Source organism: Actinomadura meyerae, assembly GCF_900188445.1.
Taxonomy (GTDB): Bacteria; Actinomycetota; Actinomycetes; order Streptosporangiales; family Streptosporangiaceae; genus Spirillospora; species Spirillospora meyerae.
The window spans coordinates 119,249-133,291 of sequence record NZ_FZOR01000024.1; the positions used below are offsets into that span (position 1 = coordinate 119,249).

15 protein-coding genes are annotated in these 14,043 nt (G+C 73.8%); 10 read left to right on the top strand and 5 right to left on the bottom strand.

The features are described from left to right. The first annotated feature begins 62 nt into the window (after positions 1-62). Positions 63-914, top strand: coding sequence for a PaaX family transcriptional regulator (locus CHF16_RS23705; protein WP_089328305.1), 852 nt, complete (start codon positions 63-65; stop codon positions 912-914). Positions 915-1,094: 180 nt separating this feature from the next. Continuing rightward, entirely contained in the window at positions 1,095-2,309 is a 1,215-nt protein-coding gene (locus CHF16_RS23710) for a cytochrome P450 family protein (RefSeq protein ID WP_089328306.1), read from the top strand. Between the two features lie 98 nt (positions 2,310-2,407). Here the strand turns inward: CHF16_RS23710 and CHF16_RS23715 are convergent, their stop codons facing one another. From CHF16_RS23715 to CHF16_RS23730, 4 genes are all read right to left on the bottom strand, one after another. Next, positions 2,408-3,364, bottom strand: coding sequence for a DNA polymerase domain-containing protein (locus CHF16_RS23715; RefSeq protein WP_089328307.1), 957 nt, complete (start codon positions 3,362-3,364; stop codon positions 2,408-2,410). A gap of 77 nt (positions 3,365-3,441) precedes the next feature. Beyond that, entirely contained in the window at positions 3,442-4,446 is a 1,005-nt protein-coding gene (locus CHF16_RS23720) for a transglutaminase-like domain-containing protein (RefSeq protein ID WP_089328308.1), read from the bottom strand. Between the two features lies 1 nt (position 4,447). Continuing rightward, positions 4,448-5,917, bottom strand: coding sequence for a flavin-containing monooxygenase (locus CHF16_RS23725; protein WP_089328309.1), 1,470 nt, complete (start codon positions 5,915-5,917; stop codon positions 4,448-4,450). A gap of 101 nt (positions 5,918-6,018) precedes the next feature. Then, positions 6,019-6,303, bottom strand: coding sequence for a sulfurtransferase TusA family protein (locus tag CHF16_RS23730; protein WP_089328310.1), 285 nt, complete (start codon positions 6,301-6,303; stop codon positions 6,019-6,021). 321 nt (positions 6,304-6,624) lie between these two features. Here CHF16_RS23730 and CHF16_RS23735 point away from each other — a divergent pair, with 321 nt between their 5' ends. Next, positions 6,625-6,969, top strand: a complete 345-nt coding sequence (locus tag CHF16_RS23735) for an STAS domain-containing protein (protein ID WP_179271667.1) — start codon at positions 6,625-6,627, stop codon at positions 6,967-6,969. 15 nt (positions 6,970-6,984) lie between these two features. On the opposite strand, the gene CHF16_RS23740 is transcribed toward CHF16_RS23735, so the two are convergent. Next, positions 6,985-8,142: an ROK family protein gene (locus CHF16_RS23740; protein WP_218826803.1), complete on the bottom strand. Its 1,158-nt coding sequence runs from the start codon at positions 8,140-8,142 to the stop codon at positions 6,985-6,987. A gap of 116 nt (positions 8,143-8,258) precedes the next feature. Between CHF16_RS23740 and CHF16_RS23745 the strand changes: the two genes are divergently transcribed. The 7 genes from CHF16_RS23745 to CHF16_RS23775 form a co-directional block, all read left to right on the top strand. Further along, positions 8,259-8,987: an amino acid ABC transporter ATP-binding protein gene (locus CHF16_RS23745; protein ID WP_089328313.1), complete on the top strand. Its 729-nt coding sequence runs from the start codon at positions 8,259-8,261 to the stop codon at positions 8,985-8,987. Positions 8,988-9,040: 53 nt separating this feature from the next. Then, on the top strand, positions 9,041-9,976 hold the full coding sequence (locus CHF16_RS23750) for a glutamate ABC transporter substrate-binding protein (RefSeq protein WP_089328333.1): 936 nt from the start codon (positions 9,041-9,043) through the stop codon (positions 9,974-9,976). Between the two features lie 11 nt (positions 9,977-9,987). Next, a complete protein-coding gene (locus tag CHF16_RS23755) occupies positions 9,988-10,632 on the top strand; it encodes an amino acid ABC transporter permease (protein WP_089328314.1) in 645 nt (214 codons plus the stop codon). A 13-nt stretch (positions 10,633-10,645) separates the two neighbouring features. Beyond that, complete coding sequence (locus tag CHF16_RS23760; RefSeq protein WP_089328315.1) at positions 10,646-11,527, top strand: amino acid ABC transporter permease; 882 nt, start codon at positions 10,646-10,648, stop codon at positions 11,525-11,527. Positions 11,528-11,538: 11 nt separating this feature from the next. Beyond that, the gene (locus CHF16_RS23765) at positions 11,539-12,480 is read left to right on the top strand and encodes an asparaginase (protein ID WP_089328316.1); all 942 of its coding nucleotides are present in this window, start codon (positions 11,539-11,541) and stop codon (positions 12,478-12,480) included. After that, a complete protein-coding gene (locus tag CHF16_RS23770; protein WP_089328317.1) occupies positions 12,477-13,220 on the top strand; it encodes a copper homeostasis protein CutC in 744 nt (247 codons plus the stop codon). Before CHF16_RS23765 ends, CHF16_RS23770 begins: the two co-directional genes overlap by 4 nt. A gap of 140 nt (positions 13,221-13,360) precedes the next feature. Beyond that, a partial coding sequence (locus CHF16_RS23775) for a maltotransferase domain-containing protein (RefSeq protein WP_179271668.1) occupies positions 13,361-14,043 on the top strand: 683 nt, incomplete at its 3' end.

Genomic DNA, 14,043 nt, shown 5'->3' on the forward strand with positions numbered 1-14,043 from the left:
GGGGTGTCCCGGCCAAGGCATGACCAGCAGGGCGACGACCGGCGACGACGGAGGGACGGGGCATGACCGCCGAGCAGGACGAGGCGTCCGCGAGCGCACGGCCGCGCCGGCGCGCTCCGCAGCAGCTGCTGTTCAGCTTCCTCGGCTCGCTCGTCCTCGACCGCGGCCTCCCGCCGATCAGCTCCCGGGTCTTCCTCCACCTGCTGGAGGACCTCGGCGTCGCGGAGGCGGCCGGTCGCGCCACGCTCGCCCGCATGACCCGCAAGGGGCTGCTCGTCCGCGTCCGGGAGGGCCGCACCGCGCGGTTCTCGCTCACCCCGTGGGCCGAGGAGCTGCTCCGCGAGGCCACCCCGCGGGTCCGCTCGCCGGAACCGTTCGCCCACCCCGGCGGCGAGTGGACGCTGCTCAGCTACTCCATGCCGGAGAGCCGCCGCGACCTGCGCCACCAGATCCGCGCCCGGCTGATCTGGGCGGGCTTCGGCGGGCTGCGGGACGGGCTGTGGATCGCGCCCGGCCGGGTCGACATCGACGCGATCTTCGCCGGCCCCGAGTTCGCCGGGCTGGCGGAGCTGGCCGACGCGTTCTACTCCGTCCCGGTGGAGGGGACCGACGTGCCGCGGCTGCTGCGCCGCGCCTGGGACGTCGAGGCGATCCGCGCCGAGCACGAGTCGTTCATCGCGACCTGGACGCCGGACCAGGAGCGGCGCGGCAGCCCGCTCAGCCGGCTCACCCTGCTCGGCGCCGACTGGCTGCAGCTGCTGCGCACCGACCCCGGCCTGCCCGCCGGGCACCTGCCCGCCGATTGGCCCGCGCCCGCGTCCACCGCGCTGTACCGGGAGCGGTTCGCCGCCCTCGAACCGGACGCCGCCGACCAGCTCCGCACGCTGCTCGCCGCCGACGCCGGCCGCCGCTGAACCCGAATCCCGCGGCGAGGATTTCCGCGCCGCCATTTAAGGAATGGCCGAAAAACGCGGCCGAGGGACGAGTCCGCGCGATGATCTAGCGGCATGGCGCGGGGCCCCGTACGTTGGCTGGGTCCGTCATTGCGGAGCCGCCCGCGGGCGCGCTCCGACGCGTCCGTGGAAAGGGCCACAATGGAGAATCCGCTCGTCCTCGACCCCTCCGGCGGCGACGTCCAGGGGGAGGCCGCGAAACTGCGGGCGCGCGGGCCGGTGACGCTCGCGGAACTGCCCGGCGGCGTCGTCGCGTGGGCGGTCACCGGCCAGGAGCAGCTGAAACGGCTGCTCGCCGATCCGCGGGTGTCGAAGGACCCGAACCTGCACTGGACGAAGTACATCGACGGCGAGATATCCGAGGACTGGCCACTGCGCCTGTGGGTCTCGGTGCGCAACATGTTCACCGCCTACGGCGAGGACCACCGCCGGCTGCGCACCATCATCTCCCGGGCGTTCACGCCGCGCCGCACCGAGGCGCTCCGGCCCGACGTCGAGCGGATCACCGCCGGCCTGCTGGACGGGCTCGCCGCCTCCCCCGGCGGCCGCGCCGACCTGCGCGAGGCGTTCGCCTACCCGCTGCCGATCGAGGTGATCTGCCGGCTGTTCGGCGTCCCGGACGAGACGCGGCCGAGCCTGCGCCGGTGCGTGGACGGCATCTTCAACACCGCGCTCACGGCGGAGGAGGCGATCGCCAACCAGACCGAGATGTACGGCATCCTGCAGGACTTCGTCGCGTTCCGGCGCCGCGAGCCCGCCGACGACCTGGCCGGGGTGCTGATCTCCTCGCGCGACGAGGACGGGTCGCAGCTCAGCGAGCAGGAGCTGGTCGACACGCTGATCCTGATGATCTCGGCCGGGCACGAGACCACGGTGAACCTGCTCGACCAGGCGATCACCGCGCTGCTGACGCATCCGGAGCAGTACGCGCTCGTGCGGTCCGGCGAGGTGCCGTGGGCGGAGGTGATCGAGGAGGCGCTGCGCTGGCAGGCGCCCGTCGCGAACCTGCCGCTGCGCTACGCGGTCGAGGACATCGACGTCGACGGCGTCACGATCGGCAAGGGCGAGGCGATCCTCGCCGCCTACGCCGCGGCCGGGCGCGACCTGTCCCTGCACGGCGACGACGCCGACGTCTTCGACATCACGCGGGCCGACAAGGAGCACATCTCCTTCGGCCACGGCGTGCACTTCTGCGTGGGTTCGCATCTCGCGCGGATGGAGGCCGAGATCTCGCTTCCGGCGCTTTTCGGCCGCTTCCCGGATATGGAGCTCGCCGTCGATCCGGGCGAGTTGCGGCCGGTCGAGTCGTTCATCTCCAACGGGCACCGGTCACTGCCGGTCAGGCTGAATTCCTGAGTTTTCGCCGTGCTTTTCCCCGGGCCGCCTGCGGAGCCCGGGGAAAAGCACGGGGCCGCCCGTCGTTTCGTCGGCCGCCCCGCCGGCCGGCCGGCCCGTCAGCCGGCTTCGCGGCGCGCCCTGGCCCGGCGCCTGCCCTCGTGCATCGCCTGGACCCGCGCGATCGGGATCGTGTGCCCCTCCTCGACCAGGTCGGCGGGCAGCGCCTGCGGCGCGGGCATGAGCTCCGCCCACGGGTCGCGGTCGCCGAGCACCTCGAGCGCGGTCCGGATGGTGAAGTCGGCCGGGGCGACGCCGTCGAGGTCGTCCCACGCGACGGGGAACGAGACGGGCGCGCCGGGGCGGATCCGCGGGCTGTAGGCGGCGGCGACGGTCGCGCCGCCCGCGCGGGTCGAGTCGAGGAACACCTTGCCGCCCCGGTCCTCGCGGATGAACGCGGTCGTCGCGAGCGCGGGGTCGAGCCGCTCGGCGCGGGCGCCGAGCGCGCGGGTGGCGGCGGCGACGTCCTCGACCGCGGCCCGCCCGTCCAGCGGGACGAACACGTGCACGCCCTTGGCGCCGCTGGTCTTCACCGCGCCCGCCAGCCCGGAGTCGCCGAGCGCGCGCCGCACCAGGTGCGCGGCCCGCACCGCGGCGCCGAACGCGTCCGCCCCCGGCGGATCGATGTCGATCACGAGGTGGGTGGGGCGCTGCGGCGCGTCCGCGCGCAGCAGCGGCGGGTGGTACTCGACGGCGCGCTGGTTGGCGAACCACAGCAGGGTGCGGCGGTCGTCGCACAGCGCGTACGCCACCTCGCGGCGCGACGTCTCGGCCCACACCCGCACGGTCCGCACCCAGGAGGGGGCGTACTTCGGGACGTTCTTCTGCATGAACGGCTTCTGGCCGCGCAGCACGCGGACCACCGACAGCGGACGCCCGGCCAGCTGCGGCACGAGGCGGCCGGCGACGGCGTCCAGGTAGTCGACCAGGTCGCGCTTGGTCGCGTCGGCCCCCTCGAACAGGGGCTGGTCGAGGTTCGTCAGCCGGACCCCGTCACGCTCCTCATCGGCGCTCACCCCACCACCATCGCACGCGCGTCCGACAACCCGCCCGCCCGGCGGCCCACCCGTCCGGCGGCCCGCCCGGCGGCCGGTCAGCCCAGCGGGACCAGGGTCGTGCTCACGCGCGGGACGTGCCCGGCGGCGCAGGTGTGGGAGGCGACGTCGGCGCCCACGCCGAGCGCGGTGGGGACGAGCCGGTTGGTGCGGAAGGCGATGCCGGGGTCGCGCAGCATCGGGTTCGCGCCCGGGATCACCTCGGCGAGCAGCACGAACGTCGGGTCGATGACCTTGGTGACGCCGTCCTCGTCCTCGACCTCCACCCAGGCGTGCACGAGGTCGGGCAGGCCGACGACCCAGCCGATCCGCGTCGTCGCGGGGATGCCCTCCTCCCGGCACAGCCGGGCGATGTAGCGGCTCGCCGCCCCGCAGCTCGCGAACCCGCGCGGCACGAGGGACTCGTCGTCGCGCATGGCCTCGGGGAGGCGCAGCCAGCGCAGCTCCGCGCCCATGAACTCGCGGAGGATCGCGCGGAGCGCGGGCGAGCGCAGCACGGGGCAGTCGCCGACCGTCCGCAGGACGGCCGAGAGGGTGAGCGCCGGCCCGGACCCGCGGGCGGTCGCCGCCGTCCCGGCGTGCGCGTTGCGCGCCGCTCCGGCCGGGTGGGCGCGGACGTGCCGGACCCGGCCGCCGTAGGCGCCGGTCCGCGGCCGGGCGAGCGTGTTGCGGGCGCCGGGGCGGCAGCCGTCCGGGGAACCGCAGGCGACCCGCAGCTCGAACCGGGAGACGCGCGGCGCGATGAGGTCCTCGCAGGACGCGCGGGTCCAGCCGAGGGCGGAGGCGACGGTCCGCTCGATTCCGGTGCGGCCGGAGCCGGAGTAGAGGGCGATGTTGAAGATGTCGCGGGAGTCGAAGCGCTCCCGGCCGCGCTCGCCGGTGGCCGGCAGGCCGTGCCGGACGAGGTCGGTCAGGGTGTCCTCGGAGCAGGCGAGCATCGCGGCGGCGTCCGCGCGGCCGGTGTCCGGCCGGTGGTGCTCGGGCGGGATGAACAGGAGGCCGTCCAGGGTGCGCAGCAGCGGATGTGCGGTGGCCCGGCCCATGTCAGCGCTTCACGAACCGGTAGTCGGACGGGTCGAGACCGCGGGTTCTGCGGCGGTAGGCGAGCATCGATCCGGGCCAGTTGCTGGCGTTGCGGCGGCCGTCCCCCACGTACCAGCTGGTGCAGCCGCCGGCGTTCCAGACCGTCCCGTCCAGGCGGCGCTGGAGGCGTTCGTCGAACTCGGAGAGCACCCGCTCGCGGACGTCCATGTAGAGCACCTCCGGGTCGCGCAGGGCGCGGACGGCCTGCACGATATAGGCGATCTGGCTCTCCAGCATGTGTACCACCGACCCGGAGCCCACGTTGGTGTTGGGCCCGTACATCAGGAAGAAGTTCGGGAAACCGGCGACGGCCAGCCCGAGGTAGGCGCGGGGGCCGTCGCGCCAGGCGTCGTCCAGCGCCCGCCCGTCCAGGCCGGTGACGCGCATGGGGGCGACGAAGTCGTGCGACCGGAAGCCCGTGCCCATGATGATGGTGTCGACCTGGTGGGCGGTGCCGTCGGCGGTGACGACCGCGTCGGGCGTGACCTCGGCGATGGGGCTGGTGACGACGTCCACGTGCGGCAGGTTGAGGGCCGGGTAGTAGTCGCTGGAGACCAGGACGCGCTTGCAGCCGAGCTCGTAGCGGGGCGTGAGGTCGCGCCGCGTCCGCTCGTCGCGCACCGACCTCCGGGTGGCGCGGCACATCGCCCGGACGTGCGCGGACAGCACCCGTCGGCCGCGCGGGGAGATCAGCATCGGGTTGAGCAGGACCTCGAACCAGAGGAACACCCCGAGCCGGGACAGCCGCTGAAGAACCGGGAACCGGCGGTTCAGCCGCGACCGGAGCCGGGGGTACCGGCGGTCCCACTTCCACCCGACCCACTGCGGCTCCCGCTGGAAGACGGTGAGCCGGGCGGCCCGCGGCGCGATCCGCGGGACGAACTGGACGGCGCTCGCCCCGTTGCCGATGACGGCGATCCGGCGCCCGGCGAGGTCGTGGCCGTGGTCCCAGCGCGCGGAGTGGAACGCGGTGCCGGCGAACGTCTCCAGGCCGGGGATGCCGGGCAGGGACGGGCGGCTGAGCTGGCCGCACGCCGACACCAGGACGTCGGCCGTGCAGGCGTCCCCGCCGGCCGTCCGGACGGTCCAGCGCCCGGTCGCGGCGTCGAAGTCGGCGGCGGTGACCTCCGCCCCGAACCTGATGTGCTCGGTGACGCCGTACTTGCGCGCGCAGGACCGCAGGTAGTCGAGGATCTCGGGCTGCGGCGCGAACCTGCGCGACCAGTCGTGCTTCGGCTCGAACGAGTAGGAGTACAGGTGCGAGGGGGCGTCGCACGCGGCGCCGGGGTAGGTGTTCTCCCGCCACACGCCGCCGAGGTCGTCCGCCCGCTCGAACACGGTCAGGTCGGCGCACCCGGCGCGCTTCAGCGCGATGGCCAGCCCCAGCCCGCTGAACCCGCTTCCGACGATCGCGACAGACGGCCCGCTCATCCCAACGTCCCTTCATCGCCACCGCCCGCCACCCTAACCGCTACCTGGCGCTCCGCCAATAGCGTCCGAACGACGTTCGGTACGGCGCGGCGCCGGTGCGGTCAGCGCGGGCGCCAGGGCGACTCCGGGGAGGTCGGACGGGGGTCGGCGGCCACCTGGAGCGCATAGGTCGGAGACGGGGCCGACGCGACGGGGCCGAGGTAGGAGTGGCCGGTCAGATGGCACCAGGCGGGCAGGTCGATCGGCGCCGCCGGATCGCCGGCGATCAGGTGCACGACGGTTCCGGGGGCGAGCCCGGCGAGGTGCCCGCGCAACTCCAGCAGCAGCCGCACGCAGGACCGGTCGCCGCCGTCGATCACCACTGGATCCGCTGGGACCGCGCTCATTCCCCACCCCCGGTGCTAGCAGGCCACAGGGTGAAATATAAGGGTTTGTCGTGACCTGCCGCCGAGGGACGCCCCATGCGGCCAGGGCGCCGCCCGCACCGGGCCGGACGGGCCTCGGTTACGGGCTCCCGCAGCTCCAGAAGCGACATACCGGGACAAAACCCGAGCGAACGGGTTCCCCGGCGGTATGGGTGAGGGAGGTCCTAGACTTGACCCTTTCTTTCAGGTTCCGCTCAGGATCGGGGCTTACAGTCGCAGTGAAGTACCCCCCGTTGTCATCCAGGTGAGGAAATCGATTTGGGGCGGACCATGGAGCTCGGAGTGGCACGTGTCGAGATCACGGACACCTGCGGGACGCTGACGTTCCCCGACGAGGTCGACCTCAGCAACGGCGAGGCGATCCTCGAGCAGGCCGTGCGGCTCCTCGACTCCGGGACGCCCGCCCTCATCATCGACCTCAGCGGCTGCACGTTCTGCGACTCCAACGGCCTCAACGTGATCACCCGCTCGCAGATGCGGGCGAGCGAGCTGGGCGTCCCCATGTGGGTGGTGCTGCCGCCGCGCGGGCTCGTCCGCCGGGTCTCGGACGTGGCCGGGCTGCAGCGCCGCGTGGCGATCGCGCCGGACGTGGCGACCGCGCGGGAGGCGCTCGCCGCGCACCGCTGACCGGCGCCGCCGGCGCTAGCGGTCGAGCACCCGGTCGATCCAGGTGTCGGCGGCGCCGAGCAGGAGCCGGCCCGCGCCGAGGACGCTGGCGTCGCGGCCGGCGCGCGAGGTCGCGATCTCCAGGTTGCGGGTGGCGAGCGGCAGGCACCGCTCATAGATGACCCCGCGGATGGTCGCGACGAGGGGCTCGGCGTTCGACAGGCTGCCGCCGATGACCAGCGCGTCGGGGTTGAAGAAGTTCACGAGCGCGGTCAGCACGTCGCCGATGAGGCGGCCGGCGGTGCGGACGGCGCTGGTCGCCTGCGGGACGCCGTCGGCGACGAGGTCCACGATCTGCGACGGGTGCTCGACCGCGATGCCCTGCGCGGTGAGGGCCGCGGCGAGCGCCGCGCCGCTGGCGTGGGCCTCCAGGCAGTCGGGGTGGCCGCAGGAGCAGTCGACCGTCGCCTCCGACAGGATCCGCACGTGGCTGATGTCGCCCGCGGCGCCGCGGCCCCGGTGCAGCCGGCCGTCCACGATGACGCCGCAGCCGATGCCGCTGCCCAGCTTGATGACCATGAGGTTGTCGAGGGACGGCCATGACCGGCGGTGCTCGCCGACCGCCATGAGGTTGGCGTCGTTCTCCACCAGGACGGGCACCCCGGTCCGGCCGCCGACGTGGTCGCGCACGGGGAAGTCGTTCCAGCCGGGCATCCGGGACGGCGAGACGACCTGGCCGGTCGCGGGGTCGACGGGGCCGGGCAGCCCGATGCCGATGCCGCGGACCGGGACGTCCGCCAGCCCCTGCCCGCGGGCCAGCGCGCGCAGGCTGTCCACGACCAGGGTCAGCGTGGCCTCGGGCCCGGCGGCGATGTCGCAGCGCAGGTCCGACACCGCGAGCGGCGCCCCGGCGAGGTCGGCGACGGCGAGCCGGGCGTGGTGCGCGCCGAGGTCGGCGACGAGGAAGACGCCCGCCTGCCGGGCCAGCCGGAGGCGGCGGGGCCGCCGGCCCCCGCGCGAGGCCCCGGCGCCCTCCTCGGCGAACAGGCCGGCCGTGATGAGCTGCTCGACCCGCAGCGAGACGCTGGAGGCGGCGAGCCCGGACAGCCGGGCGAGCTCGGCCCGCGACTCCGCCCGGCCGGTCGCCACCAGCCGCACGAGCGCCGCCGGTCCGTCGTCTCTGCTGTTACGCACCCCAGATAGATAGCATGCGCGAACTTGGTACAGCAACGTGTTGACTTACGTCGATTTTTACATCTATCGTCGCGCTTGGCTTCGATTTCGAAGGAAGTTGGATCGTAGGTGACCGAATGATCGAGGTGCGCGGGCTCAGCAAGCGCTTCGGCGGCCACACCGCGCTGCGCGACGTCGACCTCGACGTCGCGCGCGGCGAGGTGGTCGTGGTGATCGGCCCGTCCGGGTCGGGCAAGTCCACGCTCTGCCGGTGCCTGAACCGGCTGGAGACGCCGGACGCCGGCGTGATCCGCGTCGACGGCGAGGAGCTGCCCGCCGAGGGGCGCGCCCTCGCCCGCCTGCGCGCGGACGTCGGCATGGTGTTCCAGTCGTTCAACCTGTTCCAGCACAAGACCGTCCTGGAGAACATGACGCTGGCGCCGACGCGGGTGCGCGGGCTGTCGCGCGCCGAGGCCGAGCGGCGCGGGCGGGCGCTGCTCGACCGGGTCGGCATCGGCGAGCAGGCCGGGAAGCTGCCCGCGCAGCTGTCGGGCGGCCAGCAGCAGCGCGCCGCGATCGCCCGCGCGCTCGCGATGGCGCCGAAGGCGATGCTGTTCGACGAGCCGACCTCCGCGCTCGACCCCGAGATGGTCGGCGAGGTCCTCGACGTGATGACGGGCCTCGCCCGCGACGGCATGACGATGGTCGTCGTCACCCACGAGATGGGGTTCGCGCGCAAGGTCGCCGACCGCGTCGTGTTCATGGCGGACGGCGAGGTCGTCGAGACCGGCACGCCGGCCGCCTTCTTCGACTCCCCCGCCACCGACCGGGCCCGGGACTTCCTGGCCAAGGTCCTCAGCCACTAGTGGCACCACCGGCGCGCCGCCCATGGCGCGCCACCCGAGAAAGGTTGATGATCATGGTAGGTACCCCTGCGGGGCTGCGGCGGGCGGCGGTGGCCGCGTTCGCCGCGCTGTCGCTGACCGGCCTCGCGGCCTGCTCCGGCGGCGACTCCGACTCCGCCGTGCCCGGCGCCGGCGCCGGCAAGGGCGACGACCTGCTCGCCTCCGCGCCGGTCGCAGCCGACATCCCCGCCGGCTCCACCATGGAGAAGATCAAGCAGCGCGGGGAGCTGATCGTGGGCGGCTCGCTGGACGCGCCGCTGCTGTCCCAGCAGAACCCGGCGACCAAGGAGGTCGAGGGCCTGGACGCCGACTTCGGCCGGCTGCTCGCCAAGTACATCATCGGCAAGCCCAACGTGAAGATCGTCAACTCGGCGTCGGAGACGCGCGAGGCGCTGCTGTCCAACGGCACCGTGGACGTGGTCTTCCAGACCTACAGCATCACGCCGGAGCGCGCGAAGCAGGTCGCGTTCGCCGGGCCGTACTACAGCTCCGGCCTGGTCATCGCCACCAAGAAGGACGAGACGGGCATCAAGAGCCCGGCCGACCTGAAGGGCAAGACGGTCATCGCGGGCGCCAACACCCCGGCGATCCCGGCGATCAAGAAGGCCGCCCCGGACGCGAAGATCGTCACGTTCGGCAGCGACCCCGAGTGCGTCCAGGCGCTCAAGCAGGGCCGCGGCGACGCCTACGTCCAGGACCAGGCGGTGCTGCTCGCGACCGCGAAGCAGGACCCGTCCATCCAGATCCAGGGCGAGCCGTTCACCGAGGACCCGTACGGCATCGGCCTCAAGCACGGCGACGCCCAGATGAAGCAGTTCGTCAACGACTGGCTCAAGAAGATCCAGGAGTCCGGGCTGTGGGCGAAGGTCTGGAAGAACTCGATCGGGACGGTCGTCCAGGGTGAGGCTCCGCGGCCGCCCGCGATCGGCTCCGCGCCGGGCTCGGAGTAGGCCCTCCGGCCATGGACGTCATCACCGACCACCTCGGGGAGTTCGGCGACGGGCTGCTGCTGACCGTCGAGCTGACGCTGCTGGCGCTCGCCGGCGCGCTCGCCGCCGGCGTCCTCGTCGCGGCGATGCGGGTGAGCCCGGTGCGCGTGCTGCGCGCGGCGGGGATGGCCTACGTCGAGGTCCTGCAGAACATCCCGCTGCTGGTCTGGCTGGTCATCGCCGTGTTCGGGCTGCCCGAGATCGGGGTGATCGCCGGGCTGTTCACCACCTCGGTCGTCGTCATCGCCCTCTACCAGGGGGCGTACATGGCCGAGGCGATCCGGTCCGGGATCAACGCGGTGCCGGCCGGGCAGGGCGAGGCCGCCCGCGCGCTCGGTCTGACGTTCGTCCAGTCGCTGCGGCTGGTCGTCCTCCCGCAGGCGCTGCGGACGGTCGTCCAGCCGCTCGGCAACATCGCGATCATGACGCTGATGAACACCGCGCTCGCGGCGGCGGTCGGCGTGGTGGAGCTGACCGCGGCCGCGAACCGGGTCAACCTGGCCGAGGCGCAGCCGATCTGGATCTTCGTGACGGCGGGCCTGGCCTACATGGCGCTGTCGGGGGTCTTCGGGCTGGTCACCGGCGGCCTCGAGCGGAAGCTGGCGATCCTGCGATGAAGGCGGGCCTGCGATGAAGGGGAACGGGACCTCCGGGGCGGGGAACTCGGCCCGGCTGCTGTTCGACGAGCCGGGCCCGCGCGCCCGCCGCCGCATCCGGATCACCACCGCGCTGACGCTGCTGGGCGGCGCCGTCCTGGTCGCGCTCGCGCTGCGCCAGTTCGCCGACAACGGCCAGCTCGCCGCCGACCGGTGGCGCCCGTACGGGACGTGGGTCATGTGGCGGTACCTCCTGGAGGGACTGCGCTCCACCCTGTACGCGGCGGCCGTGTCCATCGCGCTGGCCATGGCGGCGGGGATCGTGCTCGCGCTCGGCCGGGTCTCGCCGTCGCGGTGGCTGCGCGTCCCGTCCGCCGCCTATGTCGAGATCGTCCGGACGATCCCGGCGCTGCTGCTGGTCTACGTCGTGCTGTTCGCGCTGCCGAGGTACGGCGTCGACCTGCCGCTGTTCTGGAAGCTCGTCGTGCCGCTGTCGGTGTCCAACGCCGCCGCGTTCGCGGAGATCTTCCGGGCCGGGATCCGGTCGGTGGAGCGCGGCCAGCTGGAGGCGGGGCTCGCGCTCGGCCTGACCCGCGGCCGGGCGATGCGGCTGATCGTGCTGCCGCAGGCGGCGCGGCGGGTGCTGCCGTCGCTGGTCAGCCAGTCCGCCGGGCTGCTGAAGGACACCTCGCTCGGGTACGTCGTCAGCTACGCCGAGCTGCTCTACAGCGGCAAGGTCCTCGCGAACTACAACCACCTGCTCATCCAGACCTACCTGGTGATCGCGCTGATCTACCTGGTGATCAACGCGTCGCTGGCCAAGCTCGCGCGGACGCTGGAGGCGCGGCAGCGCGGCCGCCCGTCCCGCGCCGGCCGGGCCCCCGTCCGGGAGACCGTCCCGGCGGCGCAACCGTAACGAGGGAAGTCATGTACGAAGTTCTGGCCGAGGTCGTCCGGAACGGCTTCGTGGAGAGCCGCCACTACGGCAGCGTCGCGGGGCTCGCCCCGGACGGCGCGCTCGCCTACGCGCGCGGCAACCCGGACGAGACCGTCCTGCCGCGCTCCACGACGAAGCCGTTCCAGGCGCTCGCCTGCCTGCGGGCCGGCGCGCCGCTCGCCGGGGAGCGCCTCGCGATCGCGGCGGGCAGCCACACCGGTGAGGACTTCCACGTCAAGACGGTCGAGGCGATGCTCGCGGACGCCGGGCTCGGCGCGGACGCCCTGCGCTGCCCGCCGACCTGGCCGGAGGACGAGGCGGCCAAGGCCGCGCTCATCCGGGCGGGCGAGGGCGAGTCGCGGGTGCGGATGAACTGCTCCGGCAAGCACGCCGCCATGCTCGCCGCGTGCGCCGCGAACGGCTGGCCGGCCGACACCTACCTCGACCCGTCGCACCCGCTCCAGCTGGCGGTGCGGCAGACCATGGCGGACGCCTCCGGCGAGGAGCCGGCGCCCGTCGCGGTCGACGGCTGCGGCGCGCCGCTGTTCGGGCTCACGCTCACCGGGCTCGCCCGCGCCGCGCGCTCGCTCGTGCTGTCCGGCGAGGCCCGCCCGGTCGCGGACGCGATGCGCGCCCATCCCGAGTACGTCGGCGGGACGGGGCACGCCAACACCGAGTTCATGCGGGCGCTGCCGGGCACGGTCGCCAAGGGCGGCGCCGAGGGCGTGTTCATCGCCGCGACCGCCGACGGCCGCGCCGTCGCGGTGAAGGTCATCGACGGCAGCCCCCGCGCCACCACCGCCATCGCGCTGCGCGCGCTCGCCGCGCTCGGCGCCGACACCCGCCCCGCCGACCCGCTCGGCGCCGTCCCGGTCCTCGGCGGCGGACGCCCGGTCGGCGAGATCCGCACCACCGAGGAAGGACGTCCGTGAGCCTCACCTACGAGATCTGCATCGACAGCGTCGCCGGCGCCATCGCCGCCGAGGGGGCGGGCGCGCACCGCGTCGAGCTGTGCGCGGCGCTGTTCGAGGGTGGGCTCACCCCGACCCTGGGCACGGTCCGCGCCGCGCTCGCCGCCGTGTCGTCGATCAAGGTGAACGTCATCATCCGCCCGCGCGGCGGCGACTTCATCTACGACGAGCACGAGGTCGCGGCGATGGAGCACGACGCCGCGCTGGTCCGGGAGGCCGGCGCGGACGGCGTCGTGATCGGCGCGCTGACCCCGGAGGGGACGATCGACCGGCCGGTGGTGGAGCGGCTCATCGCGGCGGCCGGCGGCCTGCCCGTCACCTTCCACCGCGCGTTCGACATGACCGCCGACCCGTTCGCCGCGCTGGAGGAGCTCGTCGAGCTGGGCGTCGACCGTGTCCTCACCTCCGGGCAGGACGTGAGCGTGCTGGAGGGCGCGCCGCTCATCGCCGAGCTGGTGGAGCGCGCCGGCGACCGCATCATCGTCATGCCCGGCGGCGGAGTCACCGACCGCAACGTCGCGCGGATCGTCGCGGCGACCGGCGCCCGCGAGATCCACTTCGCCGCGCTCAGCGAGGAGCCGAGCCCGGCCGTGCACCGCAACCCGTACCCGTTCATGGGCGGGGAGCTGCGGCAGCCCGAGTACCGGCGGCTCGTCACCACCGGAGCCGGCGTCGCCTCGGTCATCCGCGCCGCCGGCTGACCGCGCGTCCCGCTCCCCTCCCCCGGCACGGCACTTCTTTGCATGATCTTGTCGTACCGGGGATGGCCGGAGATTGCGGACGGGGCATGGATGTCTGCGACCGGCGCGGGAGGGATCGCGCCGAGAGCGGGAGCGGGCACATGCAGGTGAAGCTGGAGGCCGAACTCGGCCGCATTCCGATTCTGGACGTGTCGCCGGTGGTCGGGTGCGGCCGGTGGCCGGCGAAGGCCGTGGTGGGTGAGACGGTCGAGGTGTCGGCGACGGTGTTCCGGGAGGGGCACGAGCGGCTGGGCGCGGCGGTGGTGCTGCGCACGCCGGACGGCGAGGAGCTGCCCGGTGAGCGGATGGCCGAGGTCGGCGAGGGGCTGGACCGGTGGTCGGCGCTGGTGACGCCGACCGGGATGGGCTCGTGGTCGTTCCGGATCGAGGCGTGGGGCGACCCGATCGCGCACTGGTGGCACGACGCCCAGATCAAAGTGCCGCGCGGCCAGGACGTCGAACTCATGCTCACCGAGGGCGCGGCGCTGTTCACCCGGGCCGCCCGCGACGTCCCCGCAAAGGACCGGCGCGTGCTGACCCGGCTCACGCGCCTGCTGGTGGACGAGGACGCCGACGTTCTCGAACGGCTCGCCGCCGCGGGAGAACCGACCGTGCTGGACATCGTGCGGCGCTACCCGCTGCGGGATCTGTTGACGGTGTCGGACTGGTACCCCTTGGTGGTGCACCGGCAGCGCGCGCTGTACGGCGCCTGGTACGAGTTCTTCCCCCGCTCCGAAGGCGCGACGTTCGACCCGATGGGACGCCGCGGCCCGACCCCGGGCAC

Coding starts and splice junctions, on each gene's coding strand:
- CHF16_RS23705 (WP_089328305.1), top strand. CDS start 63: ATGACCGCCGAGCAGGACGAGGCGTCCGCGAGCGCACGGCCGCGCCGG.
- CHF16_RS23710 (WP_089328306.1), top strand. CDS start 1,095: ATGGAGAATCCGCTCGTCCTCGACCCCTCCGGCGGCGACGTCCAGGGG.
- CHF16_RS23720 (WP_089328308.1), bottom strand. CDS start 4,446: ATGGGCCGGGCCACCGCACATCCGCTGCTGCGCACCCTGGACGGCCTC.
- CHF16_RS23725 (WP_089328309.1), bottom strand. CDS start 5,917: ATGAGCGGGCCGTCTGTCGCGATCGTCGGAAGCGGGTTCAGCGGGCTG.
- CHF16_RS23730 (WP_089328310.1), bottom strand. CDS start 6,303: ATGAGCGCGGTCCCAGCGGATCCAGTGGTGATCGACGGCGGCGACCGG.
- CHF16_RS23745 (WP_089328313.1), top strand. CDS start 8,259: ATGATCGAGGTGCGCGGGCTCAGCAAGCGCTTCGGCGGCCACACCGCG.
- CHF16_RS23750 (WP_089328333.1), top strand. CDS start 9,041: ATGGTAGGTACCCCTGCGGGGCTGCGGCGGGCGGCGGTGGCCGCGTTC.
- CHF16_RS23755 (WP_089328314.1), top strand. CDS start 9,988: ATGGACGTCATCACCGACCACCTCGGGGAGTTCGGCGACGGGCTGCTG.
- CHF16_RS23760 (WP_089328315.1), top strand. CDS start 10,646: ATGAAGGGGAACGGGACCTCCGGGGCGGGGAACTCGGCCCGGCTGCTG.
- CHF16_RS23765 (WP_089328316.1), top strand. CDS start 11,539: ATGTACGAAGTTCTGGCCGAGGTCGTCCGGAACGGCTTCGTGGAGAGC.